This window comes from Desulfovibrio intestinivivus, assembly GCF_053570665.1.
Genome location: NZ_JBRBQT010000001.1, coordinates 1,980,832 through 2,005,162 on the forward strand (window position 1 = coordinate 1,980,832; position 24,331 = coordinate 2,005,162).

General features: G+C 49.0%; 20 protein-coding genes and 1 pseudogene. 8 read left to right on the top strand and 13 right to left on the bottom strand.

Going from position 1 to position 24,331, the window contains the following annotated elements; translation table 11 throughout:
- The first annotated feature begins 1,143 nt into the window (after positions 1 to 1,143).
- The 3 genes from ACUZ9P_RS08615 (at position 1,144) to ACUZ9P_RS08625 (ending at position 3,849) form a co-directional block, all read left to right on the top strand.
- A complete protein-coding gene (locus ACUZ9P_RS08615; protein WP_449249383.1) occupies positions 1,144 to 2,514 on the top strand; it encodes a TIGR03768 family metallophosphoesterase in 1,371 nt (456 codons plus the stop codon).
- A 153-nt stretch (positions 2,515 to 2,667) separates the two neighbouring features.
- Positions 2,668 to 2,862, top strand: a complete 195-nt coding sequence (locus ACUZ9P_RS08620) for a hypothetical protein (RefSeq protein ID WP_449249384.1) — start codon at positions 2,668 to 2,670, stop codon at positions 2,860 to 2,862.
- A 327-nt stretch (positions 2,863 to 3,189) separates the two neighbouring features.
- On the top strand, positions 3,190 to 3,849 hold the full coding sequence (locus ACUZ9P_RS08625; protein ID WP_449249385.1) for a GGDEF domain-containing protein: 660 nt from the start codon (positions 3,190 to 3,192) through the stop codon (positions 3,847 to 3,849).
- A 1,013-nt stretch (positions 3,850 to 4,862) separates the two neighbouring features.
- Here ACUZ9P_RS08625 and ACUZ9P_RS08630 read toward each other — a convergent pair.
- The 4 genes from ACUZ9P_RS08630 to ACUZ9P_RS08645 form a co-directional block, all read right to left on the bottom strand.
- On the bottom strand, positions 4,863 to 5,594 hold the full coding sequence (locus ACUZ9P_RS08630) for a hypothetical protein (RefSeq protein WP_449249386.1): 732 nt from the start codon (positions 5,592 to 5,594) through the stop codon (positions 4,863 to 4,865).
- A 56-nt stretch (positions 5,595 to 5,650) separates the two neighbouring features.
- The gene (locus ACUZ9P_RS08635) at positions 5,651 to 7,669 is read right to left on the bottom strand and encodes an ADP-ribosylglycohydrolase family protein (protein ID WP_449249387.1); all 2,019 of its coding nucleotides are present in this window, start codon (positions 7,667 to 7,669) and stop codon (positions 5,651 to 5,653) included.
- Positions 7,670 to 7,740: 71 nt separating this feature from the next.
- Positions 7,741 to 8,742 (bottom strand): helix-turn-helix transcriptional regulator, encoded by a 1,002-nt coding sequence (locus ACUZ9P_RS08640; RefSeq protein WP_449249388.1) that lies wholly within the window; start codon positions 8,740 to 8,742, stop codon positions 7,741 to 7,743.
- Positions 8,743 to 8,775: 33 nt separating this feature from the next.
- Positions 8,776 to 10,974: an AAA family ATPase gene (locus tag ACUZ9P_RS08645; RefSeq protein WP_449249389.1), complete on the bottom strand. Its 2,199-nt coding sequence runs from the start codon at positions 10,972 to 10,974 to the stop codon at positions 8,776 to 8,778.
- Positions 10,975 to 11,227: 253 nt separating this feature from the next.
- Here ACUZ9P_RS08645 and ACUZ9P_RS08650 point away from each other — a divergent pair, with 253 nt between their 5' ends.
- Both ACUZ9P_RS08650 and ACUZ9P_RS08655 read left to right on the top strand, forming a co-directional pair.
- On the top strand, positions 11,228 to 11,746 hold the full coding sequence (locus ACUZ9P_RS08650) for a hypothetical protein (protein ID WP_449249390.1): 519 nt from the start codon (positions 11,228 to 11,230) through the stop codon (positions 11,744 to 11,746).
- A gap of 304 nt (positions 11,747 to 12,050) precedes the next feature.
- On the top strand, positions 12,051 to 12,296 hold the full coding sequence (locus ACUZ9P_RS08655) for a hypothetical protein (protein ID WP_449249391.1): 246 nt from the start codon (positions 12,051 to 12,053) through the stop codon (positions 12,294 to 12,296).
- A 223-nt stretch (positions 12,297 to 12,519) separates the two neighbouring features.
- On the opposite strand, the gene ACUZ9P_RS08660 is transcribed toward ACUZ9P_RS08655, so the two are convergent.
- The 9 genes and pseudogenes from ACUZ9P_RS08660 to ACUZ9P_RS08700 all read right to left on the bottom strand — a co-directional run bounded on the left by ACUZ9P_RS08660 (position 12,520) and on the right by ACUZ9P_RS08700 (position 20,228).
- Positions 12,520 to 14,151 (bottom strand): cobaltochelatase CobT-related protein, encoded by a 1,632-nt coding sequence (locus ACUZ9P_RS08660; RefSeq protein WP_449249392.1) that lies wholly within the window; start codon positions 14,149 to 14,151, stop codon positions 12,520 to 12,522.
- A 130-nt stretch (positions 14,152 to 14,281) separates the two neighbouring features.
- Positions 14,282 to 14,518, bottom strand: a complete 237-nt coding sequence (locus ACUZ9P_RS08665; RefSeq protein ID WP_227117817.1) for a hypothetical protein — start codon at positions 14,516 to 14,518, stop codon at positions 14,282 to 14,284.
- Between the two features lie 59 nt (positions 14,519 to 14,577).
- Positions 14,578 to 15,615, bottom strand: coding sequence for a DUF3150 domain-containing protein (locus ACUZ9P_RS08670; protein WP_449249393.1), 1,038 nt, complete (start codon positions 15,613 to 15,615; stop codon positions 14,578 to 14,580).
- Between the two features lie 354 nt (positions 15,616 to 15,969).
- Positions 15,970 to 16,959: pseudogene (locus ACUZ9P_RS08675) on the bottom strand (AAA family ATPase); the annotation flags it as partial.
- Positions 16,960 to 17,317: 358 nt separating this feature from the next.
- The gene (locus ACUZ9P_RS08680; protein WP_449249394.1) at positions 17,318 to 17,614 is read right to left on the bottom strand and encodes a type II toxin-antitoxin system RelE family toxin; all 297 of its coding nucleotides are present in this window, start codon (positions 17,612 to 17,614) and stop codon (positions 17,318 to 17,320) included.
- A complete protein-coding gene (locus ACUZ9P_RS08685) occupies positions 17,604 to 17,849 on the bottom strand; it encodes a type II toxin-antitoxin system Phd/YefM family antitoxin (protein ID WP_215647100.1) in 246 nt (81 codons plus the stop codon). The genes ACUZ9P_RS08680 and ACUZ9P_RS08685 overlap by 11 nt, the downstream gene beginning before the upstream one ends.
- A 67-nt stretch (positions 17,850 to 17,916) precedes the next feature.
- A complete protein-coding gene (locus tag ACUZ9P_RS08690; RefSeq protein ID WP_449249395.1) occupies positions 17,917 to 18,279 on the bottom strand; it encodes a hypothetical protein in 363 nt (120 codons plus the stop codon).
- Positions 18,280 to 18,295: 16 nt separating this feature from the next.
- On the bottom strand, positions 18,296 to 19,459 hold the full coding sequence (locus ACUZ9P_RS08695; RefSeq protein WP_449249396.1) for a hypothetical protein: 1,164 nt from the start codon (positions 19,457 to 19,459) through the stop codon (positions 18,296 to 18,298).
- A gap of 67 nt (positions 19,460 to 19,526) precedes the next feature.
- On the bottom strand, positions 19,527 to 20,228 hold the full coding sequence (locus ACUZ9P_RS08700) for an ERF family protein (protein ID WP_449249397.1): 702 nt from the start codon (positions 20,226 to 20,228) through the stop codon (positions 19,527 to 19,529).
- 1,071 nt (positions 20,229 to 21,299) lie between these two features.
- Here ACUZ9P_RS08700 and ACUZ9P_RS08705 point away from each other — a divergent pair.
- The 3 genes from ACUZ9P_RS08705 to ACUZ9P_RS08715 all read left to right on the top strand — a co-directional run bounded on the left by ACUZ9P_RS08705 (position 21,300) and on the right by ACUZ9P_RS08715 (position 24,236).
- A complete protein-coding gene (locus ACUZ9P_RS08705) occupies positions 21,300 to 21,827 on the top strand; it encodes a DUF6361 family protein (protein WP_449249398.1) in 528 nt (175 codons plus the stop codon).
- 110 nt (positions 21,828 to 21,937) lie between these two features.
- Complete coding sequence (locus ACUZ9P_RS08710) at positions 21,938 to 22,474, top strand: hypothetical protein (RefSeq protein ID WP_449249399.1); 537 nt, start codon at positions 21,938 to 21,940, stop codon at positions 22,472 to 22,474.
- Positions 22,467 to 24,236, top strand: a complete 1,770-nt coding sequence (locus tag ACUZ9P_RS08715; RefSeq protein WP_449249400.1) for a phospholipase D family protein — start codon at positions 22,467 to 22,469, stop codon at positions 24,234 to 24,236. The genes ACUZ9P_RS08710 and ACUZ9P_RS08715 overlap by 8 nt, the downstream gene beginning before the upstream one ends.
- The last annotated feature ends 95 nt before the right edge of the window (positions 24,237 to 24,331 follow it).

Consider the following 24,331-nt stretch of genomic DNA (forward strand, 5'->3'; position numbering starts at 1 on the left):
CTGGCTGCGTCATACCGCTGTGACATGTGCTGACAACACGGCAGGGAGTCCAACGTACGGCTTTGGAATGCCAAGGGCCGCGTAAACAACCCGTTGTGTTTTTAAACAGATCTGCCCTCACGAGGCGGCTTGCATTCAAAGGGCATTATGCCCGAACATGCAGGCCGCTTTTTTGTCTTTATCAACCTCTTGGGGGCAATCTGGCAATGAGTCTGTGTTGCCTCCGTACTGGCAATGTGCTGCCAATGCCCGACTATGGGGCGTACCTCACCTCTGATTCAAACGGTCATGAGTCGTGCCTAATCGGCTAAACCGGAACGTATTGGTCGTTGGAATCAGTTTCAGGGGGAATAGAGTTTCGCCCAGGTGACCGCATTGACGGGTATGATTTTGTCCTGTTATCAAATTATACCGCAAAGATAGATTCTTTTGGCTGTTTACCGATGCGCCCGATGCCGGGCTAGGGAATACTATGCAGGATTATGATTCAAAAAAAGCAGACCATGTATTATCAGACTCCGACATGGTATTGCTCCAGACGCTCGGTCGCCGAAATTTTTTGATGTACTCTGGCGTGCTGGCGGCTACTCTTTGCCTGGGTGGCTTTTTCCCCTGCGAAGGCGTCGCAGACAGTGGGATGAAAGAAACAGCAATCCCTGTTGCATATCCTATTGATCCCAATGTGGCGACAACTGTTGAGCGAACACTTCTTTTTGCTGCCGTTGCGCCGGGCCTCAAAGAGCCGGATCTGCCAAAGATATCCCAGTGCAGTGTGTATGGCTATGGTAACCATACTTTTGGCCCTGGGCTTTCTGCTGTTCGGCGTACAGATATGCTCGCGCAGGGCGGCGGCACCCCCGAGGCGAAACGTCTTGTGCAGTTGGCAAGCTTTTTTTCCTTCTCGGATGTGCACATCACAGACAAGGAATCCCCCAACCAGCTGATACTCAATCAGCAGTTAAACCCCTTATTCTATTTTTCTTCGTCCATATATTCGCCGGTTATGCTGTACTCCACGCAGGTGCTGGATGCGGGCATTCAAACAGTAAACGCCTTGCATAAAAAAGCCCCGTTTGATTTTGGCATATCGCTGGGTGATGTGTGCAATACCGCCCAATATAATAATTGCGTTGGTATATTGATGTGTTTGACGGCAAGGTTATTACACCGTGCTCTGGTGAACGCCTTGGTATCGACAGCATTGACTATCAGAGGCCCTTTAAGGCCGTTGGACTGGATAACTCCATACCCTGGTACCAAACACGTGGGAACCATGACCATTTCTGGATGGGCAGTTTCCCCGTGCATGCCGACAAATCCTTGGGGCTTGCAGAGGCGTACACCTCGGGTGAAGTCATGGCGGCTGGCCTCATGTCTCTTGATAGCGGCGGTGCGCATTTCCCCTGCCTGTATGATGTGCCAGGCAGCCTGCGGGCGAAAACATTTTATATGGGCCTGATCGATGGAGCTACCCCTGAAGGTGCTATTATTGGGGCAGGCTCCAGGAATGCCTACGCGGCAGCCCCAAAAACGGCGGCAGACCAAAGTCGCCATCCTGTAAGCATTGCCCAGTGGAAACAGGAGTTTTTTGACACAACTACAGAGCCAGCAGGGCATGGGTTCAATCTGGTGGATCCTGCGTATGGCAACGGATTTGCCTGCTACAGCTTTGTGCCCAAGGCCCAAATCCCGCTCAAGGTCATTGTGCTGGACAATACCCAGTCTGAAACAGACGGTTCCCACGATATCCACGGCCACGGATTTCTGGATGCCGCGCGGTTCAAATGGCTTAAAGAGGAGCTGGCCGCAGGGCAGGCCGCTGATCAGTTGATGATAATCGCTGCCCACATACCCATTGGTGTTTCTGCCCTAGGCTCCGAGATGGAATGGTGGGAAAGCGACAAAGACCCCAATGCGGTTGAGCAGAATGCCACCTCGTTGAAGGATCTGGTCAGCATGCTGTGGGATACGCCAAACCTGCTCATGTGGATGTCAGGGCATCGCCATTTCAACACGGTAAAGGCCTTCCCCTCGCCGGATGCAAGCCGTCCGGAAAAGGGCTTCTGGCAGGTGGAAACTGCGTCACTCAGGGATTTTCCGCAGCAGTTTAGAACGTTTCAGATATGCCTTAACAGCGACTACACCGTATCCATTGTCACAACCAACGTTGACCCTGCGGTCGCGGAAGGAACCCCGGCCGCAAAGTCGCGCTATTACTCCATCGCTGCACAGCAGGTTTTGCAAACAAATCTTACCGTTAACGCTCCCAATGCCGCAAAGTACGCCCACAAGGAGATCAGTTCCATGGATCCCAGCCGCGCTCAGGATGGCAAGGTTGATCCCACCATCCAATGGCAGGATGTGGCCGGTTACGGGCCTTTCCCTTCGTTGCAGGATGGACAGTATGGTTCGCCTGCGTATCTTTCGAGCGCCTACCCATCCTACAATGCAGAATTGCTCAAGCAGCTAAGCCCGACAATGGTAAAAGCCCTCAGAGACAGATTTGGTCGTTAAATAACGATAAGATTACTATGAGTTTCCCCTTAGGGGATCAGCGGAATGTCTGGCCGAAATGCTGGCTATGCCGTAGATATTTTTATTGTGTATTAAGGGGCGGGAAATATCCCGCCCCTTTTTGTGCGTAGCCCACCGAGGGAGAGTTTTTGCATGACACAGCAGATTTATTGCATGTACGCGTTTTGTGCTGCTGAAATGGCAGGGGAATTGGTTAGAAACCTGTCGGGAAAACTGCCCATTGAGGGGCTTGCCCCCGTCTTTGGTGTAAAGCCGTTTAGTGCCAGCAACTTCAGCCAACAAACTGGATGCTTAAAAAGCAGAAAACCCGCCAAGCTGTTAGCTTAGCGGGCTTCTTTGAACTCTCTTGGAGTTCAAGATGGTGCCGAAGGGGAGAATAGGCACCGCGACACCATCGAGTCCAAAACAACCTGATATTGTTGATAAAATTTTTTGAGATTTTTGTCTATGCCCCCACACTTTGACCCCATGCTTTGACCCCACTTAGGTGCATTGCACCTGCCTGGAGTTCCCCCCTATTTGCTCCACCCTTAACATTTAGCGCCCAATACACTCCAGAATCTGAAACCATGCCATTGTATTCGACTCATACCAATGCTTTTCTGTCCTGCTTGGTGGAATGAATAGGTCATCTGGCGATCTAAGGAGTGCATGATGGTTTCAGACAGTCCTGATTTGCAAAAGCCAGTACTTGGCTTGATAAGTTGCACCTGTGACGTGCCTGTATGGGGAATCCTACTGATTGGGGTGTTTGTATTGTGTTTGGTTGTCTTTCTATTCATGGCAACTAGGAATTGCAGGCGAGCAATGGCTGATTGTAGCTGGGCGCGTGCCCAGGCAGATACGGATGATCTGACAGGACTTTGGAGTCGTCACGCCATAAATCGTAGGCTTCAGGAAGGGCAGTGCCATCAAGATGTAGATGGCCCATTGTGGAGCGTTGTCTTTATTGATGTAAATGGCTTAAAGTCGATTAATGACAACTGTGGGCACCTTGTGGGTGACTGTGTGCTGAAAGTATTTGCGCAAGGTTTGTCACACTCAATCCGGTTCAGCGATTATGCAGGAAGATGGGGCGGGGACGAATTTGTAGTATTGGTGTCTGGAATGCGCTCAAATGCTGACATAGAAAATTTTTGCCATAAGCTTCAGCAAGAAACATCAAAAGCAATCACTGTAGATGGCAATGAAATTAAGATTAGTGCAAGCTTTGGTTATGCACTCGCAAGAGTTGATGGCGAAAGTATAAATGATCTGATCAAGGTTGCTGACTCGCGAATGTACATGAACAAACATGAGGATTGTAAGAACTAGTCAACTGGGACTATAACTGAATTTATAAATCAAACAGGCGTCAATGTCATTGACTACTGGCTTGTGCACCCAAAACGGCGCAATCAATTTGGACAAATCAGCAAGGCTGGCTAGATTGGTAAAAGCTAGGCTAAGCACTTATTGGCAGCCTCGAGCCTCAGCATTTCTCTCAAGCCATGCATTACACTCTGCCTGTAGGCATGGTCAGACCCAAGGGGGGCAACTCGGCTCCCCTTGGGTTCTTTAATGTGCAGTGTTATTTTTCGTGTTTGCCGGTGGGGCTGTGTGGGCAACCTGTGCCCGTGTTTGTGCTACCGCACCATGTACATTTGTTGGCTCCTGAGCCGTGCTTGTGCTTTTTTGTCGGGCTGTGCGGACAGCCTGAGCCGTAGTTGGTGGAACCACAGAATACACATTTTTTTTCATCGTCATTGTGCTCATGCTTTTTGGTTGGGCTATTGGGACAGCCTGAGCCGTAGTTGGTGGAGCCACAGTAAGCGCATCTTTTTTCGTTGTCATTGTGCTCATGCTTTTGTGTTGGGCTATGCGGACAACCAGAACCAAAGCTGGCAGAGCCGCACCAGATGCACTTTTTGGGATCGGAGCCATGTTTGTGCTTTTTTGTCGGGCTGTGGGGACAGCCTGAGCCGTAGTTGGTGGAACCACAGAATACACAATTTTTTTCATCGTCAACGTGTTCGTGTTTTTTTGTGGGGCTGTTTGGGCAGCCTGAACCGTAGCTGCTAGAGCCGCAATACTTACATTTACTCAAGATGCTCTCCTTTTGTGTATGAATTAAATTTGATTGTTTTTTCTATCTATGGGTTTCAATGGGGCGAATTTTGCTGCACTTTATCTCAACATATATCCCAGCTTGTAAGCAAGAAATTTGCAACCAGCAAGAATTGTTGAGCTAGTTGCTACGTTGAGTTGTTTTTCTAAAAATGGCTCATATCAGTGACGATGCTGCATAAAACTGGTTCTTGAAACGGCCAAGAAAATTTTTACTTCCGTTATGTGGAGTTTTTTTCTTGATGGAGTGTGCGGATGATATTGCCAGCCTTGCAAAAGTATTCATTTGTAACTCCATGAGTCGCAGGATGTGTAATTATTGCAAATATTGTTGTTCCGTTATGCCCTGTGCTTATGTTGTCTGCTACTTCTATGAATGGAACGTCAGAAATTTCTTCCCAGTATTTTGCGTATTTCTTGCTGTAAAAAATGACAACATTAGGTGAATATTGAATGATTTTTTGTTGAATTGATTTTATTCGAAAAGCAAGAATCTCCTCAGAATAGTTTTTTCTTGAGCTGAGATATGGCAGCGTAGAAATGGAGTTATAGTGCCATTTACTGGTTGATGGGGATGGCAGTGGTAGCAATTCAAGAAGGCAGGTATCGTCGTTCCACCGGCCCAGGCGTTTTGCCTGATATTGGCGTATCCGATCTATCGATGGGGCAATATTCTGAAAGCATAACGCGATGCGTATCAATTTGCTCCATGTAGTTTGTAATACGGGGGGGGCTGCAAAGAATTTGTCTATACCAATGGCTTGGTGGTAGGAGGCCACATCTACCAATTCGCTGCAATGTTTTGTCCATGCATTAATACGCGCCATGATTTCTTCTTTTGTATTGCCTCCGCCTTCTTCCATGCCAATAAACCATATTTTTCCATGATAATTACCATAACCATAAAATTCATGTATAAATTTATGTAAAACTGTATCAAAATCGCTATTCATTGCATGTCTCTTGGTCGTCGTTATAATTCAGATTTAAAACAGACTTAAGCACAATATCAAGGTCGTTCAGGCAGTGTTGTTTTTTGCTCACAATTACGACTTGGATGTTTGTGCCGTTTCATTAATTTTCTTGACCTACCATTGGGAAGTTTAATGAATGCTGTCTCTTCTTTTGCAGCATATCCTTCCAATGTGTCGCTGTGGTGTGGTGCATTTACCTCTGGGCTTAATAAAAAAGAAAAATCTGCATTAGGCCATAATTCCCCAGCCATCATCCGAGTTTCGTGCGGTGAATATGATATTGCAGACAGAGTATCAGCCATTGCGATTATGGAAGATCGATATTTCAGCTTGGATATCAGGGCTGTAGGAAAGCCCTTTTGTCCGTGAAGGAGTCCCCAAAGCTGACTTATCAATATTTGTATCCCAACTGAATTCTTGCTGTTTTTTGCCGCTGCAAAGACTGCATCTTCATAACGCCTATGGGCGATGGTGCAATATAGGGCTATGGCAAGAGCCTCATCTGCAGTTCTGCCGGTTCCTAATTGGCTTGGAATTTCAGCGCTGGTATTTTTGCTGAGATAATTTTTTCGGCCAAAAGTAAAAGCAGCATATATCAATTCATGAAGCGAATTATCTATTGATATAATATTAGTATAGCGAGAGATGTCTTTGAGCAGCTTTTCAAGGCGCTCCCCTGTAGGCGCGTTGTCAAAGGCAAACAAGCTAACAAGCCTTACCCAGACCCCAGCCACTAGCGACGTAATGGGGTCGCTATGCGTCAATCGTAAGGAGTTAAATCCAAGCCTAAAATCTCCCTGGTAAATATTTTGTGCATCATTACTGTCATCTGTGCGGATAATGTGCTGTTTATCGCCAATTGGAAAAAAATTGCATTGTGCACTTATGAGGCCGATTGGTGTGAGGCGTGCGATGCTAAGGCAACCCTTATTGCTGTTGGTTGGGTAAAATGTTTTTGAATCGGGAAAGGATTTATTGATATAGCCATTTTGCAGCCCTGCCGCCCCATTGGGGTAGGCCAGAAAAAGTGAGCCGTTTCCTTTAGATTGAGCTAAGGTGGATATGTTTGCTTGTAGAGTGCGCCAGTCGCGTAATGCAAAATATTGCATGCATAGTTCTGGGTAGAGGTATTTTAACCTTTGGGGGGCTGTGCCCATAACCTCGCGTGCATGTTCGTTCATGATTCGAAGCTTGTTTGCTTCTATATTTTTTGTATTGCCTAGTTTCTTTAGCAGGTTGTCTATTTTTGCATGGAGGGGGCGCAAGCGAGGGCAGGCTGCTGCTGGGGATGTGTATGATCGAATCAGCGCTTCAGTAGTAAAAAGTGAAAGGAGCGTGCTTTGTGTTATTTGCAACGTGTCTAAACTAGCTATGTGATTAATGCAGTCTGATGCAGATGTGTATATTTTTTTTGATGTTGTGATTGAATGTTCGATTGCATCGCCAATAGCTCCGCCGATCATGCCCGCACGAACGGTATTTCTTTTTTTGTTAGCCTCAAGAATTGGAGGCAGGTTCAGAAGATAGGCCTCCTGCTCTATTGTTTCGATGGCACCAGGGCGAGCCTTACGAATCAAGGAAATGGCTTTTTCTGGTTCACACCCTTCTTCAATGAGAATACGAGCTGCCAGCGTACCCGTGCGACCTAAGCCCCCGCGACAGTGGATGAAAATTTTGCCTCCAAGGGAGATCAGTAGCCTGAGCAAGGCACAGGGAAGATCCCATGTATGACAATTGTCGTGGCTTTGTCGCATCTTGAGGGCAGACCCATCAACAACCGTGAAATGCCACCATGTCATCCCAGCCTTTTTAACTGCGCGGCCCAGATTTTTTACATGGAGCGCAGAAAGTTCTGAATCTTCCATGAGGGTTACTACAATTCGTGCCCCCCATTGCTGTATGCGGGCAATATCAGTTGCAAGGTCTCTGTTGCATGAACCACTCATGGCACAAGGGTCAACCTTTCCAGGGCAAATTGACATGCCAAGGCCTGGAAAACCTTCAGGTGTAGCGATTTTCAGTGGTGAGGTTTTGCTTGTGTGCACGATCGACATTTTCTCCCCTTTTTGCAGAAGCATACCACAGGGTATGAAATTGTTAACCATCCAAAAAAATTTAAATTGTGTTATGCTTCAAAATACTGTGCGTGTGTCTCTGCAACTGTTTGTGCAACTTTAGCTCGCAACCATTCAGGCGAAAGGACTTCTGCAGTTTTTCCAAAGCTGAGCACCCAGGATAAAAATTCTGGTGTGCTTTGACATTGCACTTGCAGATTTAGTGAGCCATCTTTAAAAAATTCAGTTACTTGATGTGCACTCCACTGGCGTTCTGCCACATAGGTCGCAGCGGCGGCAGAAAACCGCACCACGGCGGTAAAGGGCTCGCCCTGCATTACCCCAAATGTAGTATTGCCTGGCTCGGGAATTTCCGGCATACAGGCTGCCCGCCGTGTGGCATTGCAGACCTTGATACGGTGTAGGGCCAGCGTGGTATGGTTTTCGTAAGCAGGAACAACCGTGCCTTTTGCTGCCACAACATAGCCTTGTATCAGGAGACTTTCTCGGAATCCAATCATGCGTTTTGGGGCAAAATCAAAAGATTTTTCTTTTGTGGTTGTCGCTCCTTTATATGTAATTTCGCAGACTTTGTGCTTGCGAATAGCATCCAAAATAGTGCTAAGCATTTTTTGAAAAGGCTTATAGTCGATTCGCCCTTTGGATATGCTTGTACCAATGTGATCAGGCAGCTCCTGTGAACCTTGCGGCAAAAAAGCCACAGCTTGCCGCAGGCTTATTTCCATTTCTTTGTGCATTGTTTCTGGCAGCAAATTGGTCAGCAATTCGCGACAAAGGGCAAGTTGGTACAGCCCCTCGGCATTAAGGCAAACCGTGGGGAGCCGTGATGGCTTTTCCAGTTGATATAGAACCTCGCGCCCCTGCTGAAAGCGTTGTATTTTGCCAAATCGTGATCCTTCAAGCTGTTCAATCAACCTGGTTACGGCCGGTTTAGAACAGCAAAGCATGCCTGAGAGTTCCGTAAGACTGTACGGGCGGTTCGCCACCAGCAGCATAGTGTAAAGGCCAAGTAGTTTTTCTGCTGGTTTTGCGTCATTCCACTTTTTGCCCATTACGGTCTCCTTAATGAACTAATTCGTTAATTATTAGGCAAAACCGATACGTTGTGCAACATCTTCGAGCTTTAATGACTGCTCGTGGAGCAAGGCTGACAGCAACACTTCATGAGAAATCGAACCTTGCTCACACAGCCAGAACTGCATGAGCACGGCATGAAAGTCACCAGGGGTAAGTTTTTTTTGTAAGCATAGTTTATTTTTAAGCTCAAGTGATAGTGGCGTGCCCACAACTGGGGCAAGCACTTTGGTATAGAGGGCTTCCAGCTGCGTTGGCCCGGCATATGTAAATTCAATTTTAAAACTGAAACGTCGCATTGCCGCAGGATCCATCCCATTTCTATGATTGGTGGTGCAAATGCAAAGCCCTGTAAAGGATTCAAGAGCAGTTAAGAACTCGTTTATTTGAGTTTTTTCCCATCCCTGGCTCACACTGTCGCGATTATTCAAAAAACTGTCTGCTTCGTCGATAACCAGCATGGTGTCATTGTGTTGCGCCTCAGAAAATGCGGCGGCAATATTTTTTTCTGTCATGCCAACATAAGGATCTAACAGGTCGCTAGCTTTCCTGATGGTTAAATTCCTCCCTAACAGATGTGCAAGATGTTTTGCCAGTGCTGTTTTGCCAGTTCCAGGTGGCCCATAAAAAAGAATTGTGCCCATGCCCTGACAGCCAGTTTTGTTGGTGTTCAGGTGCTTGTTCAAACGATGAAGTTGATCAAGCTGCACGCCAAATGGTTGAACTGTGCACACACCGTCCAGGCTGTAAGCGTTGCAGGTGTCGCTGGTGGGCTTTCTTTTGGGCTTAATTCCGTTTTCCGCCAGGGTCGCATGTGCCAGCAAAATACGCTCTACGCAGGCGGCAAAGCCGTTGCGCGTGGCTAATGTTTTGGCTTCGCGTAAGGCATGTTCTATGACAGCTACCTGCGTGGGGTATTGGTCAGAAAACTGTTCTACAACTTCAGGTGCGATATGCTTTTCGACCTGCAATCGTTGCATTGTTCTGAGCCAGATGCGTCGACGTTCTATTTTATCCAGTGCCTCAAAATGGATGCTGAAGCTAAAACGCCTGCGAACTGCCTGATCAATCTGGTTAACATCGTTGGTTATCCATATGACATGCTGGTTTGGGTGTTCCATAAATTCGTTTAGCCACGCTTTGGTGGATGAACTTCTGTACATGGTTACAGAGGTGTCCAAAAGGCGCTCTGCCTCATCCACTAGAACAAAGCTATTTTTATGGGGAGCAGCCATTCGTAGGCATGCCGTGAGCGCAATGCGCCTGTCCTGGGTTAAGTCATCCTCTTTGCAAGGAACAGCCCAAGCCTTAACGTTTAGCTCATTGGCAAGGGCGTTGGCAAAGCTGGATTTCCCTGTGCCTGGTGCGCCGTATAGCAAAATATGAACAGGTCTGCTGCTTTGGCGACGCAGCAGGCGCATAACGTGTTTTTTACTCTCTTCTGCAATGTTAAATTCGTTTAGAGGCAGAGACTTGCCTCGCAAGGGAGTGCAAAAAATTTTGTGCAATGAGGCTGTATCGCAACGTTGCCAGATTGTTTCAAATTTTTCGCAAAGCCTGATGCCTGATCCCCCAGCATAAAGAATGCCCATATCTTGCAATTGTGCAATTGTTTCCTTGCAAACAGTGCTGGGGATATTCAGCATGTAGCTGAGCGTCAGTCTGGATTCAACAGACTGAATACGCAGGGTGTCTTCAAAATAAATTTCTACAAAACGAAAATTTCCTGTCAAAAAAGCGAGGATACACAAACTCATTGCTTCATTGCTCAAGCCAAAAAAAGTTTGAATTTTTTTCTGTGATTTGGTGTAGGGTTTGCATATTTGTTCATGGGGATAGATGCAGGATAAAAATGTTTGTGCGCATTGCCTGAGGTGAGGCTGAAACCACGCATGATCTTCTGCGAGTTCTTCCAGGGCATCGTCCAGACGTTTTACTGGCTTTGTTTGCATTTCTTTAATGGCGTGGCGAAGCTTTGTATTGTTATGGCTGCGACCAGAATAAGCGACCATCTGGTCTTGGAGCATAACGACAAAATCCCTTAGGTCATCTGCGCACCAGCGTAGACAAGAAAAGAAATAGTTGTTCAATGGAATAGGTAGGTCAAGGAGCCTCATAAGCCATTTGCCCGCTAGGGCCTTGCCCAATGCTACTTCTGGTGAAATCAAGGTGTCTGAGGATGGACATGAAATTTGAAACGATTTGCGCATTTTGGGATTCCTTGTTTGCAGGTACCATGCACATTTATCGTTTCAGATTTTGACGGTTGTTTTCAGTTTATTTGACCTTACCGCCAGGACAACGCACGGCCAATAGTGAATTGCTAGCCAACAACCAACTATAGCACCATAAACAGGTGCGCTACTTGACGTGCCCAATAATTGCCGTAAGTAAAAATCCATGTAATGTGCCCGCTACCGTCTGCACGCTAGGGCAAAAAAATTGCTGATTTTTGGAGGCAGAATGAGCATGGAATGGGCTAAACTATTTGATATTAAAACGTTTTCTGAGGCTAATCCGCAAGGCTTTACAGGGTTTGAAAAAATTGGCGATTTGGGCAGTGCCTGCGCCAATGCTCCCAAAGAGGCAGGCGTCTACATGATCCTGCTCCCCGGCGAAACAGAGCAGCCCATTTTTTGCGTTCCCGGCAGGGGGGCCCGCGCCAACAAGGTCACGCCGCAGAGCGAAGAAAAATTACAGCAAAGCTGGGTGCAGGGAACAAGAATATTATATATTGGCAAGGCTGGCGGCCCGAAATACAAAACAACCCTTATGGCGCGTTTGCAGGCGTATATGCGGTATGGAAACGGTATAAAGGCAGCGCACCGTGGTGGAAGATCAATCTGGCAGTTGGAAAATATTGACGAGTGCCTTGTTGCATGGCGCGTCGCCCCTGAAGATCCAAAGGGGTGTGAAGGCTGTTTGCTGAAGAGGTTTAAAAATATTTATGGAAATTTGCCCTTTGCCAACAGGCAAGGTTAGGTTTTTTACGGGCCCTAGTAGTGCCGAAGCCAGATAGTGAGGTTTAGGTAGATTCCGTTTTTGTACTATTTGCACGTCCTCGTATGTCTTTGTGCCGCTGGTGATTGATGTAATGAGCGCAGACGGTTTCTCAAGGTTGTTCCATGGTCACCTTTCCGCAACATCTGGAAGCATAAATCGGTGTGTGAAAAATGGGGTAGTGCGCTGCTGATTAATTGGGGGGTGCAGAAAATATAGTGTTATAGTCCATTGCCTCCACATTTATCTTGAATTGAGCAATCTCTTAGCTGTGGAGTTCTTTGCCATGCATCCGGTTCGTGAACAGATGCCGGATGCATGGCTACTTCATTTTTTGTTATGGCTTCTTTGCCTCTGGCAGGGCAAGTATGTTTTCGGTTTCAATTGTGCTGTCCTTGCCGGGCTGTTTGCGAGCGTCAAACTCTTCAGCCGCAAACGCCGCAGCAAATACGCCTGCTATTCCGGCCACCATACCGCCAATAAATACCCAAGTCTTGCTCATGTTCTTGCTCCCCTTGTTCTTGCGAAATGATAGAAGTTGGGGAATTCCCGCCTTCTGCATGCCAGCCCGAGTGGGGCTAGTCGTCCCAGTTGTCCTTGATGACTTGCAGCACTGCGATGGCTACTGGTATCCAAGCCAGTGGGTTCATATGCCCTCCTTCATTTTTAGCAGCGCGGGATGCGCCGCTTTTTGTTAAGCGTAAAGAAACGGAATACTCCCGTTCGGTACCAAGGTCTGAAATCTAGGGGCACCATCATGCTGCACCGCCTTTGAGTAATGCAGCCTGCAGCATGGCAAACATGGCAGGCACCAGATCAGGCAGATCGTTGACCATCCTACTTGTGTGCGGCAGCAGATGTATAATGTGCTCATCCCGTATGCCAATGCCATAAACTTCAAAGCCAAGTTTTTGCGCCACCCCCAGGGCATTGTTTGCGGCCAGCTGGTTGTCCGGCATGCCATCAGTGATAACCAGAATCATCTTACGCTGTTCTTTGAGGGGCAGCATGGTTTGCAAAACCCACCACAAGGCCCCAGCCAAGGGGGTGCCGCCAGAAGCCCGAATGTCGAACATATCTGGCACTGCCTGCCCGTGTCGCATGATGGGGAATACTGAATTGGTCGCCGTGGCAGCAGGGAAGGCCGTAACCGCCGGGTTCACGCCACGAATATGGCTCAACGCTGTTGCCACGGCATAGCAGGCCCGGTTGGCAAGATTAATCGGTGCGCCAGCCATACTGCCGCTTACGTCCAGCAGGATATGGACAGCCGTATTGAGACCCAGTTGCACAGACTCTTTTTGGAAAACACGAGCATTGCCAACCTGCAGACGATAAAGCGAATTAGCGTGCAGAGTCCCTCTGCGCCAGATGCTGCAACGTCTTTGCGTTTGCGCCTGCAGAAAGCCCTGAAAGCGTGTACGTAGAGCAATGCTGGCCTGAAGGGCTTGTAGCTTCTGCTCTGCTGGCAAGGCGGCTGCATGCCGGGTGCCTTCTACCGCGACGTTAAGAGCGTCACCGGCTGCTTCGGCACTATTATTGGTAAGTTCAATCGCCATGATTTCGCCGAGTTGCTGGGGTAGATCCTGCGCCCCCGCATGAAAAAGAGTTTTGAGCGGTAAATCACTCAAAGCACTTGATGGTTGAACAGACCAAGATTGTTGGTTTATTTGTGAAGTAGAATCATTGGTCTCCCTTGTCGGCTGTGGCATGTCGCCTTGATCGTTTTTTTCCGTATACTTGTTGGTTGCCATTGGCTGAGGCGGTTCCCACTGCCGGATGCACTGGGCGATTTGCCGAGCGTATTCAACTGCTGCCGTCGTATCCGGGCAATGTATGTAGACCTTGACCAATATGGCATCCAGGGCCTCTTTCAATCCGGGGAAGTGATGCTCCATGATGCTTGCCGCGTATTGGCGTGCCGGGGTCACCTCATCCACATCCCAGGCTCGCACCGTCAACAGCACATAGTCCAAAACAGCAAGGGCCGGGGAATCGTCCCCGGCCCTTGGCTGTGCTTGTTCTACAAAGAATCGTCGTATCAGCCAGTTCAGGTTCCTCCGGCAGCCGGGGAAAATGCCCGACAGCTTCTTTTCAACACGCCAGTCCTCAAGGCAGTTGAACAGATTGAAGGTCACAGGATTAAGGTTTGCAGCTTTCAGCACGCTAAAATCAGTGTGCCGTATATGGGCAGCCTCATGGTCTGTGAACCCTTTGGCCAGCGCCAATAATTCCGGCTCACAATCAATGGGCAATGATGGCAAGTGGATAACCTTACCGTTGGTACAGGCTTCCTTGCCGCCAATACGCACCTGCACGCCATAGCGGTCACCCAGAATGGATGCCAAAAGGGGCAGGCAGTTGAGAACATCTTTTGTTCGAATCATGGTACCCCACAATAAGAAAGCCCGACATTTCTGCCGGGCTACTGTTCGGGTTTGTCAGGCAACGCTACAAAGCATGGCGGATCGTTTGCCAGCGTAGTATGTCGCCCTGCGGGCGGGAGGTAAGCTGGATTCATTTTGCCAATTTTTTATATAGCGTATCGTGTTCAAGCATGCTGTTATCAAGGGCTTCAAGTACATTCCTCTGTACAACTATTTCCTTGCGATTTTCAATGAATGCACGTGCAGCATCTTCTAGGACTGCCCCAATTGGACGGCCTTCCTGTCGAGCGATTGTTTTGAGGCATTCATAGAGGTCCGCATCCATCTGGCTGGCGAACCTTGTCCGTCTGGTTGATACTTGTTGCATGGGGATCCCTTTCCTTGAGGCTAGCCATAGCGTTAGCCTTATTCAATGAATTTTTGATATTACCACAGACCCAGGCTGGGTATGGCAGGATGCGGCAAAGCGCTATCTGCCACGGGAATCTCAGGCAGGATGGGCTCATCGTCCATATTCCCATTCATGGTGCCATCCATCAGTACAGCAGGGCCGTCCGGCTCGTGGATAACGCCCGGACCAGTCAACAGGGCATCCAGCACAAAGGCCGGGCCGTAGCCTTCAACAACTTTTTGGGCGTGGCCCACAAGAGCCGTACTGTCCTTGAGCAGGCAGACCAGCCCTTGCAACAGCAGCAGATCTGTGCCGGTGATGTTGCCCTTCTTGGGCATGCGCAGCAGTGCAGCCTGCACGATGTCAGCCACCGGGGCCACATGTGGCTCTACGAAAGACAAGCCCGTGAGCTTGGCATGCAGGGTGCGCAGCGGTGAAAGCGCCTTGTGGGTTACCTCCGTTTTGCCATGATAAACCCTGCGCCATATATCATCGGCAGACTTGGCCACCTCATCAAACAGGGTGCCGCCAAGGCCCTGCACCTCTTCTGCCAGACCGGCTTCCAGCACAGTGGTGTTGTCTGCGTGCTGCTCAAGCGGGGCCACCTTATACAACTGCCAGCGAAAATCCATGCGGGCTCGTACATAGTCGGGCCCCACAAGGGAGTTACGGATAATTTCGCCCCACTGATGGTGCTTCTCAATCCATGCCTGCACATTTTGGTCATAGTCCGCCAGAAATGTCTCCTTTTCTTTTTCGAATTCGGTGCGGATGTTAAGCAGCTCCTGCACGATTTCGCCGGCTTTTTCCTCGGGGATGGCCCAGCCGGACATGAACCGCACCCCATGCCGGTCAAGATAGTTAAAGGCGCGAGCCTTGAGCGTGCCGAACACCTTGAGGTTTTCCGGGTCAGCAATGCGTTTGGAACCAAGCGAGGCCAGATCCTCAGGCGGTAGCTCCGCGCCGCCCAGGTCCTCCTGGCACATTTTGCGTCGGGCTGACCACAAACTGACGTTAAGGTTGAGTGCCAATAAATTGTCTAAAATACGGATGTCTGAAACAAGTTTTGTCATGGTTTTCTCCTAGAAAGAGCTTTTTGCAGGATTGAGAGTGTAGCCTTGCGTGATCTTTTTTGTCGCGCGAGCTTCAAGTTCCAGCACGGAATTGTTGCCAGCACAATTTTCAGCGGAGATAAAGTGTTGTTGCCCGACAGTGTCCGGTTTGCCCCACTCCAGCGTGAGCCCCACAGGGCTGGCTTCGCCGATCCAGTATTTGCCGTCCTGTTTTTTGCCAGAAAGGTTGTGGACTACCTGAAGATGAACGCGGGGCTTGGCCACCGTGGGTGTGCGGTGCAGATGCCCGCGCATGAAGCGTAGGGCTTGCTCACCTTGCAGGGGGACTGCCTCAGACGCCTCGGTTTTGGGGGATCCTGGTTCCACTTGTTGTGGGAACATGCGCTGAGCCAGTTCATGCAACATGGCGCGGGTTTCACGGCTGGCACGGAAGGCCAGAGCCCGGTCGAGGGCGTAGGTGACAGGCTGTACGCCCTGATGGGCTAGCGGCTGAAAGCGAACGGTCAGATCACCCCAGCGCAGCAAACTGCGTGTGGAGAATGTTACTTCTATGGTGCTGGTCAGATTGCTGGTGGTAGCCTCGCCCATGAAGAGTTTTCGAACCTCATTGGCATAGTCCACCATGGTGGCGCACAACGATTCGGGTAGCGAAGGGAAGCGCCGTGCGAGCAGGCGTTTTTCCACCTCGGCAGATGGGTAACCCACTTCGCAGATAGTAAAACGGTCCAACCAGGCAAGGTTCTGCCGCTGGGTGCCCTGATAGAGGCCGGTGTCATCGCCACCGCCATTGGTGTTGGCCGTGGCAACCAGACGGAACATGGGGTGTGGCGCAATCAGCTCGCCGCCGTTTTCCGCTATGCACAGGGGGGATCCGTCCAATACGCTATTCAGCCCTGCTGCAATCTCTGGCGAGGTCAGGTCGATCTCATTCAGCAGCAAAAGTGCGCCGTAGCGCATGGCAAGCGTAAGCGGGCCGTATTCAAAGGTCATGTTGCCGTTTTTGACCGTCAGGTGACCAATCAGGTCGGCAAATTCCAGCCGCCCGTGCCCAGTAACCTCAAAGACGGGATAGTTAAGCCTGGCAGCCAGCTGCTTGATGCAGCTGGTTTTGCCGCAACCAGTGGGGCCGAAAAGGTACAACGGTTCCTGAGCATTGAGAAACCAGACCACAACATCGCGACTGGACTCGTGGAAAATATAGTCGTGGTCAATGGCCGGGGTGTAGGCCGAAGGAACGGCGTATCCTTTGACTGTGGTGCCGGAGAGCTTGCCGCTGAAAACCTGCCCGGCATCAAGGTCGCTGGGTTTCAGGTTACTAAGTCCTTCGATCAAATTTGTATTCATAATTGCTGCTCCTTAGATACAGAAAAAGCCCGGCTCCTTTTAAGGGAACCGGGCTCTTCGAAATATGGTATCAGTCTGGCTAGGATGGTTTTTTGTGAATTATACGGAATTGTCTGACTGGAGAACTTCTGTGGCCTCAGGCAGCGAGACGACTTCCGTATGACCATCAGGGTAACGCAGGGTGCATTGCCCTTTTTCATCCAGATAGTTCAACGGAATGCCTTTTTTAAGCTCAAATTCAAGAATAACATGCTGATTTTCAATGGCAGTAGCAACCAGCTCTTCAAGGGGAAGTGGTATTGCCTTCGCTGCATTGCTTACAATTTGCCTATCAAGAAGCAGTGTTCTCCTTATGGCACTATTCTTCAGAGGGCATACGTCGTAAGGCTTGTCGATATGCCTCAAGGCGTTCACGCTTACCAATGGAGATGACCGATACAAAGAGAATGTCATCATCCACCTTGTACACAAGGCGATACCCAATGGAGCGCAATTTGATTTTGTAGCAATCACGCATGCCAGACAGGGCAGATGAAGGAACTCTCGGCTGCTGTAACCGTTCTACAAGTTTCTTTTTAAACTGTTCTCTGATGCTTACATCAAGCTTTTTCCATTCTTTCAGTGCTAGCTCATGAAACTGCAGACTATAGCTCATCAAGCGTTACCTTGACAAAAGGGCCATCTTCGCGCTTTTCAACAATCTTTCTGTCTTCAAGATCTTCGAGAATTTCGAGGATTTCTTCATAGTGCTTTGCGGACAACAGGTATGCCTCAGGTTTGTTATGGTTCAAAACTGCCACCGGCGCATCCTTGGCAGTTGCCAGGACATTCGCAAAGTTCCGTTTGAGTTCAGTGACGCTAACGGTGATATTGGAGTGTATGGAATCCATGAAATCCTCCAAGTTGGATAAATTCGATATCTTTTATGACATCAAATTTGACATCAGTCAATGAGGCTCAGTCCACTGCAATTTCCCGGGCAATTCGCACCCGCTGCGGATTGCACTGATAACTACCGCGAGTTTCAATGTCGTCATAATCTTCGCCAATACGGATGAACAGAAAGTCTTCGTGGGGCAAATTGTCCATGAGCTTGCCAACAAAGGCGATTTCATCAAATTCATCGTACCACTTTTCCCCCTCCCACAGAAAGACAACGGAGCCTGAGCCTTCATCGATTTTGTTGGGTTCACCACCGATGAGCATTTTGATTGCTGCAAGGTTGTCGGGATTGTTCTTTTCTGCCTCTGCAAGAGCTGTTTTTAACTGATCCATGCCTTTTTTTGTCAGGCACAGGGCCACGTCAGAATAATATCCCATGTAGATCTCCCGAAGGTCAGTTTATGGGCGAAATGCTCAATTTTTCGAAAGGTGAGCCCGTACGCTCACAGCGGGCCAGCAAGGTATCCACGTCGATGTCGCCCAGATGCCCCGTATGAAAAATCTCGGTCAACTCCTCCCGCAGAGCATCCTTGTCCAAAGTGGTGCGACCAGCTGCCACTGACATGCGGAAGCGATAGTTTCCCGTGTCTACCCAGTCCCGAGTGCCCGCCTGGCGGTGAACAAGCTTGAGTACCGTCTCCATCTCTTTTATTTCGCTATCTAAAGCGGTGCGCTGCTCCTTGATGGCAGCCAGCTTTTCCAAAGCTGGTTCCCATTGGGGCATTTGCACGCCCTGCGGGAATTTGGGGCAGTCACCGTTGTGTTCGCAGTACGAGCACAACGGGTAAAAGCCCTGAGCGCAATCAACCTGTGCCAGGGTTATGTGTCCGGCGCGGAAATCTGCAAGTTCTCCCCAAAGTTGTGCCGCATGGTCAAGGGCCGTATCGAGCATGGCCTGATTGAAACCGTAGGGGCCGAACGTCCTTACCTCCTTCATGGAAAGGCAGAGCAACCATGCTTCCATGCTTGTCTCAGCAGCAGTTTGGGGCATCTCAAAGCCAAGTTGGGCACGGCAAAGTTGAGGGAAAGTTATTTTGTCATGCAGAATCGTACCATCCTCAGCACGAAGGCTGAAAACGGGCTTGCTCCACGCCTTTGTTAGCAGGCCGATTTGCCCGTGCAGTTGCAGCAGATGGGAATCGTGCGGGGTGCCGGGAAGCTTGTCGGTGCTTTTTACTTCCAGAATGCGAATGGCCTTAACAGGCGCGCCCCAGACCAGCACAAAATCAAGATGAGCTTTGATGGGCACGCCCTGATGTTGCCAGTTAATCTCAAGCTGGGGCAGAACATGCAGGCCCAACGATGACAGTGCCTGCCCAACCCCAGATTCAAACCAGTGCCCTCGCTGCAGCGTAAGCAGGCGCTCCAGGCTGTTTGTGGTGGGCAGCACCTTTCTGGCCAACGCCGCCCGTGGGCATTCCCAGTGTTGGCCGATATCACTCATTCCCACATAGCTGGAGCGGTCGCCCAGATGGGCGAGTGTGTCTTTGTGGGCAACGGCTTGCAGGCCTTGCCGAATTAACGCCCGTAATCCTTCTGTGCGGTCTTTCTGTTCCATGGGTTATCTCCATAAAAGCGAAAGGGCCGCCATCAGGCAGCCCTCTCACTCGACATTTTTATTTTTGCTATGCAGCGTCAACATACTTCCACCACAATTTTCTCTGCGGGTTCCAACGGAAGCCCGAACCAGTCAGCAGTTCCTTTTTTGCTTGCGTGTTGCCGGTGGCAATGATGCAAGGGCGTCCGTCCTGAGCGGTAACTTGCTGGTAGGTGACGCCTTCCAGCGGCGGGAGATTTTCAAGGCTTGCTGGCGGTCGATTTGAGGGGCCTGAAATGTTGTTTGCGGTAGATGGGTTGCGGTGTTGCCCTTTTTGTAATTCAGGGGCGTTTAGGGGGAGTTTGGGACGTGTGGGCGATTTTTTGCCATTTTTAGCACCTTCACCATCGTCATCTTCCGTAACCATGCCCAACATGGCGGTTAGAGCGTAGCGGCGGGCATAGGTCATTGCCGATCCCATGCCCTGAGGGTCGGCCTTTGGCAAAGGAACAACAGCAAGGGAACTTTGCCATTGCCCCGACTCTACATGTGTCAGCTTGGTAACCAGCCCTAAGGAGTTAGGTTGCTCCACAGGCACAGGGTACTGGCACAGCCAGATACCGTTTTCGATGAGCGCATCGCGGCAGGCGTCCATGACGCTGTTGAGACTGGCGTACCAACTTTTGGTGAATGGATTTTCAGCGTCTTTTGTAACCGGTTGCACGGTTCGCTGCAGGTTGAGTAGAGCCTTGGCCAGATCTGTGATGTTTTCTGATTGATATGTGTCCATTGGATGCCTCCATGAAAAATGAACCTCCCTCTAGCAAATCGCTAAACAGGATTAATAGCGGGGTTTGGGAGTATAATTCCTGTCTGTTCAGTGGAGCAATATATCGCTGAACATATTTGAAAGACAAAGCATATGAAAAGATGATCTAACATGCCCAGCTTCCCCAGAAAGATTCCATTTATTGGTGTTTTCCAAACGGAGTAATATAACTTTTTTAGGTGTTTCTGCCCTGCGATGGCGTATTCATTTATTGACAATTCAAACAACCAATGCAAGTCATAGCATTTACGTTTAAGCATTCATGATGGGTTGATAATAGACATTGAATAAATCGTGTTACGCTTTTTTCAATATACCATACTTTATAGTATAAAATATAACCTGACAAATGGGGCGTAGTGGTAATTCTACGTTGCGTGTATCTATTCTCTTTTGCAGAGTGGCACGGTTTTTACAAGTACCGCTTATGGCCGACGCTGCTCACACTGAAGTGAAGCCCTAAAACCAGTTTTTCTCGACTGGTTAAGCAGGCCGGAGCGTGTGGCAGCCATCAAGAAAGCCGCTCGTATCGAAGTTGAAGCCCCGAGCGCAGGATGCAGCGAGAGAAGGCGGGAGTTTAATGGGGCAATCTAACCCAGGTCCTTCTGCGCACAATATCAACTGCGACACGATAAACCTCTGAGCCAAGTTTTAATGAAAGGGGCTGCAAGAAACGGATTCCGTTCAGCAGAACTGCGCATGTGGCGTAGCGACCTGTATATGCTAGTTCATTTTTGTAATAACAGAATATTAAACTATTTTTTCTTAGATTGTAGCGTCGTTGTTGTCCGTCACGCCGCGGCAGGCTCCTAACCCTCGTCGATAAAATCACACGCACAGTCAGCGGGCTAGCCACTGCGCTGGATCTGGTGCTTGCGGAGGTTGATACCTTGCTGGACGAATGGGTTTTGCATCTTCTTGTAGCTAAAAGAATAGTTGTAATCATTAAATATTTTTTAAGTTACGAAAAATCCAATATGAAATCATTGAAGGGCTGTTCTTTTATGACCAGCCACTGCTGAGAGGAAAACAATGTTAAGTTTAGGATGGGTCGATTTTTCAAAAAGCGACTGTGATATGGTATTCAGTGTCCTTCGCCAACTCACTGAGCCGGGCGCGGTGGACGAGCTTGGCATCGGCACAATTCGGGACGGCTTTGCCAACATCCTATTCCCGGGCACTTCTACAATCCAGACGAGAGCAAAATATTTATTTATAATTCCCTATATCTGCTTGGAGTTGGAGCGCGGCGCAAGGCTCTCTCCCCGTGAGTTCATAGGTGCTTTGGAACAGCATGAACTTGATTTAATTGACGTTCTTGCCGTGGAAGGTGCTGAGGGCGTTATTGGCCAACGGTCACGACAGGCACTACGTAGAAAGCCGTCAAGTATCTATTGGAGAACACTTCGCACTTATGGTTTCTTAACTGATCCAGTCACGATGAGTGAGTATGCCGGGCTTGCCTATGAGCGGAAAAAAGCATCAGAGCAGCAGAGACTACTCGGCAAGCGAAAGCAAAGCACGAAGGCGACACGACAGACGACTCCGAAGCAGGGATAAGCGGCGCTTCTGCTTGGCGAGTTCCAACACATAAAGAGAACTGGCGTGACAGCCTTACCATTGACCTGACTGCCACTGAAGCAACCTACCTGCGTGAGCGAATACTTTTCATGCCGGACACGCGGGATAGCTTGCTAGCACTGATTCTGCGAGAAAAACGTCTTGATTTCACCGAATATGAGTCCTTCGATGACATAGACGCTCTGCAAGGCCTGATGCCACCGCAGATGCTTCGAGATTATCAGCTTGCCCGTGATTTTGCACGGTTTATTCTTGGTGCGCAGATCCGATATAACGTCATTTATTCAAACAAGCAAAATGAAGACGCAAACGAGCGGTGGAATCTATATTTACAAAAGCGGCCCATGGTAAGCCTTGAGGAGATAGAGGCTCGCTTAAAGCCTCGTTCCAACGTTATGAAATTTTTGAGAGCCTATCAAAAAGCTATTGGCAACGAGTGCGAACTTGATAATCTCATCATCCAGCGCGAAAAGGATATTAAAGATGCGGCGCGGTCAAAGCTCACTAACAAGTGTCTTTACCAATACGACGGCGAGAGTATTAACATGGAGGCGCTCACTTACCGCCTGCCATATGTGCAGAGAATAGTAAGAGATATATTTGGGGGGGTAACCCGCAATGCTTAGCCCCCAGTCAGACCGTGTTGATTACAGAATCATGCTGTCCCCCCCTCCGCTCTACAAGGTGGGCTTCGCAGTAGGTACGACCTACTCCCTTGATCTGGAAACGCTCACTGCAACCTGTGCGATTGTTGGCCTAAATACAGGCCCCGACACCGAGATGACAGAAAGCCCCTTGCATATGCTTGAAGCCATTCGCAGGGCAAGCGTCAAGCTATTAATTTTCTGCCAGAGCGGACAGATAAAAAAGCCCCACAAGCCGAGCAAGCTGCTGCCACTACTCGAAAGCTGCGTTTGCGAGGTCAATCTGAGAAACAAACGGTCATTCCATCCGAAAACATGGTTTTTGAAATTCACAGCAGATGGGTTGCCCAACAAGTACCGTCTGATTGTCATGTCCAGAAACCTTACCTTTGACCGAAGCTGGGATGTAGCCCTGCGCCTTGATAGCGCAGATAAGGGCGAATCTGTCCTCGAAAAAGGCAGCGGCACGGACAAAGCCATCTTCAATTTTTTGCAGTATCTGCACAAGAACACAAGCACTCATAACGGCCAGTTGCAAGCCAAACGCAAGCAACTTGCCAAACTAGCAGGTGAAATTTCAAAAGCCGAGTGGAGGAGCTCAGGGCGCGAGTTTGAGGGTTTCGATTTTATCTCTTACGGCATCGGTACACCTGCGACAGATAATCTGAGCGAGACATTCCATAAACTGGTCGTTATATCGCCGTTCCTCAGCGGGGGCGTCATTGAAGACTTTGCCGACAAGCGGTTAAGCGATGCCGATTGCACGCTGATTACCAGAAAATCCGAATTGTCAAAGCTCGACGAAAAGTTACTGAAGATTTTTGACACCTATACCATCAAGGACGCTGTCGTAGACGGCGAGGAACGCATCTCTGAGTCTGGCGACTTCAAGAAGCAGGACATTCATGCAAAGGTCTATTTGCGCACGAAGCATTCTGACAGTGAATTGTATATCGGCTCGGCAAATGCTAGCTACAACGCCTTTCGTGGCGGCAACGTGGAGTGCCTGGTTTGCCTTTGGGGTAAACAACGATACCTGAACGTAGAGAAGCTAAAGCAAGACCTGTTTGGCAAGGATGAAAAAACGAACCCTTTTGAAAAAGTGGAACCGAAGGATTACATAGCCGACAGTGAGGATGCCATTGTCACAATGCTTGAGGGCATTGTGCGTGACTTTTGTACGTTAAAAAAGACGGCGGATGTCATAGAAGAAGACAACTTCTCCCTTACGATTCGAATGGAGCCATTCCAGACTGATGCTAAGCTTACACTATCGCCTCTGATGAAAATTACCCATCAGCCAGTATGCGAAAAGATGGATTTCACGGATCTGCGTTTGTGCGACTTGTCAGAATGGTATATCGTCACAGCCCAAAAAAGTAACCAGGAAGTCAGCCGAGTGCTGAAAATCTCCACTAAGGGTATTCCCCAAAACCGCGACTCTGCCGTATTCAGCAATATTGTGAAAGACAAGAACGCATTTCTTAATTACATCGCTTTTTTCTTGAGCGAAGACGTTCTCTCCGCCTTTTTGGAAAGGAAGAAAAAAAGTAGGGGCGACTTCAAATTTTTGAATATGAATTATGACACACCAATTCTGTATGAGCGAATGCTGAAAGCCGCTGCAACCGACTCGGACAGTCTGCGTGATATTAGAAAGATAATTAAGCTCGCCAATAATAATATTGTACCGCAGAACTTTTTGCGGCTCTATGAGCAATTCGAAAAGGTGATGAAGTCATGAAGCTTGAGACGCGGGAAGCAGAAATTTTGAGCGAGCTGAAGGATTTTCAGTGCGCCACGGTAGAACACTGCTTTGACCTCTTTAGGGGGGGGGCA

Excerpts from the sequence above, each read along its gene's own strand:
- ACUZ9P_RS08660 (WP_449249392.1), bottom strand. The coding sequence starts at position 14,151 with ATGATTCGAACAAAAGATGTTCTCAACTGCCTGCCCCTTTTGGCATCC.
- ACUZ9P_RS08685 (WP_215647100.1), bottom strand. The coding sequence starts at position 17,849 with ATGGATTCCATACACTCCAATATCACCGTTAGCGTCACTGAACTCAAA.
- ACUZ9P_RS08655 (WP_449249391.1), top strand. The coding sequence starts at position 12,051 with ATGCATCCGGTTCGTGAACAGATGCCGGATGCATGGCTACTTCATTTT.
- ACUZ9P_RS08625 (WP_449249385.1), top strand. The coding sequence starts at position 3,190 with ATGGTTTCAGACAGTCCTGATTTGCAAAAGCCAGTACTTGGCTTGATA.
- ACUZ9P_RS08710 (WP_449249399.1), top strand. The coding sequence starts at position 21,938 with ATGCCGGACACGCGGGATAGCTTGCTAGCACTGATTCTGCGAGAAAAA.
- ACUZ9P_RS08640 (WP_449249388.1), bottom strand. The coding sequence starts at position 8,742 with ATGGGCAAAAAGTGGAATGACGCAAAACCAGCAGAAAAACTACTTGGC.
- ACUZ9P_RS08620 (WP_449249384.1), top strand. The coding sequence starts at position 2,668 with ATGACACAGCAGATTTATTGCATGTACGCGTTTTGTGCTGCTGAAATG.
- ACUZ9P_RS08715 (WP_449249400.1), top strand. The coding sequence starts at position 22,467 with ATGCTTAGCCCCCAGTCAGACCGTGTTGATTACAGAATCATGCTGTCC.
- ACUZ9P_RS08645 (WP_449249389.1), bottom strand. The coding sequence starts at position 10,974 with ATGCGCAAATCGTTTCAAATTTCATGTCCATCCTCAGACACCTTGATT.
- ACUZ9P_RS08705 (WP_449249398.1), top strand. The coding sequence starts at position 21,300 with ATGTTAAGTTTAGGATGGGTCGATTTTTCAAAAAGCGACTGTGATATG.
- ACUZ9P_RS08695 (WP_449249396.1), bottom strand. The coding sequence starts at position 19,459 with ATGGAACAGAAAGACCGCACAGAAGGATTACGGGCGTTAATTCGGCAA.
- ACUZ9P_RS08635 (WP_449249387.1), bottom strand. The coding sequence starts at position 7,669 with ATGTCGATCGTGCACACAAGCAAAACCTCACCACTGAAAATCGCTACA.
- ACUZ9P_RS08680 (WP_449249394.1), bottom strand. The coding sequence starts at position 17,614 with ATGAGCTATAGTCTGCAGTTTCATGAGCTAGCACTGAAAGAATGGAAA.
- ACUZ9P_RS08690 (WP_449249395.1), bottom strand. The coding sequence starts at position 18,279 with ATGGGATATTATTCTGACGTGGCCCTGTGCCTGACAAAAAAAGGCATG.
- ACUZ9P_RS08670 (WP_449249393.1), bottom strand. The coding sequence starts at position 15,615 with ATGACAAAACTTGTTTCAGACATCCGTATTTTAGACAATTTATTGGCA.
- ACUZ9P_RS08650 (WP_449249390.1), top strand. The coding sequence starts at position 11,228 with ATGAGCATGGAATGGGCTAAACTATTTGATATTAAAACGTTTTCTGAG.
- ACUZ9P_RS08630 (WP_449249386.1), bottom strand. The coding sequence starts at position 5,594 with ATGAATAGCGATTTTGATACAGTTTTACATAAATTTATACATGAATTT.
- ACUZ9P_RS08665 (WP_227117817.1), bottom strand. The coding sequence starts at position 14,518 with ATGCAACAAGTATCAACCAGACGGACAAGGTTCGCCAGCCAGATGGAT.
- ACUZ9P_RS08700 (WP_449249397.1), bottom strand. The coding sequence starts at position 20,228 with ATGGACACATATCAATCAGAAAACATCACAGATCTGGCCAAGGCTCTA.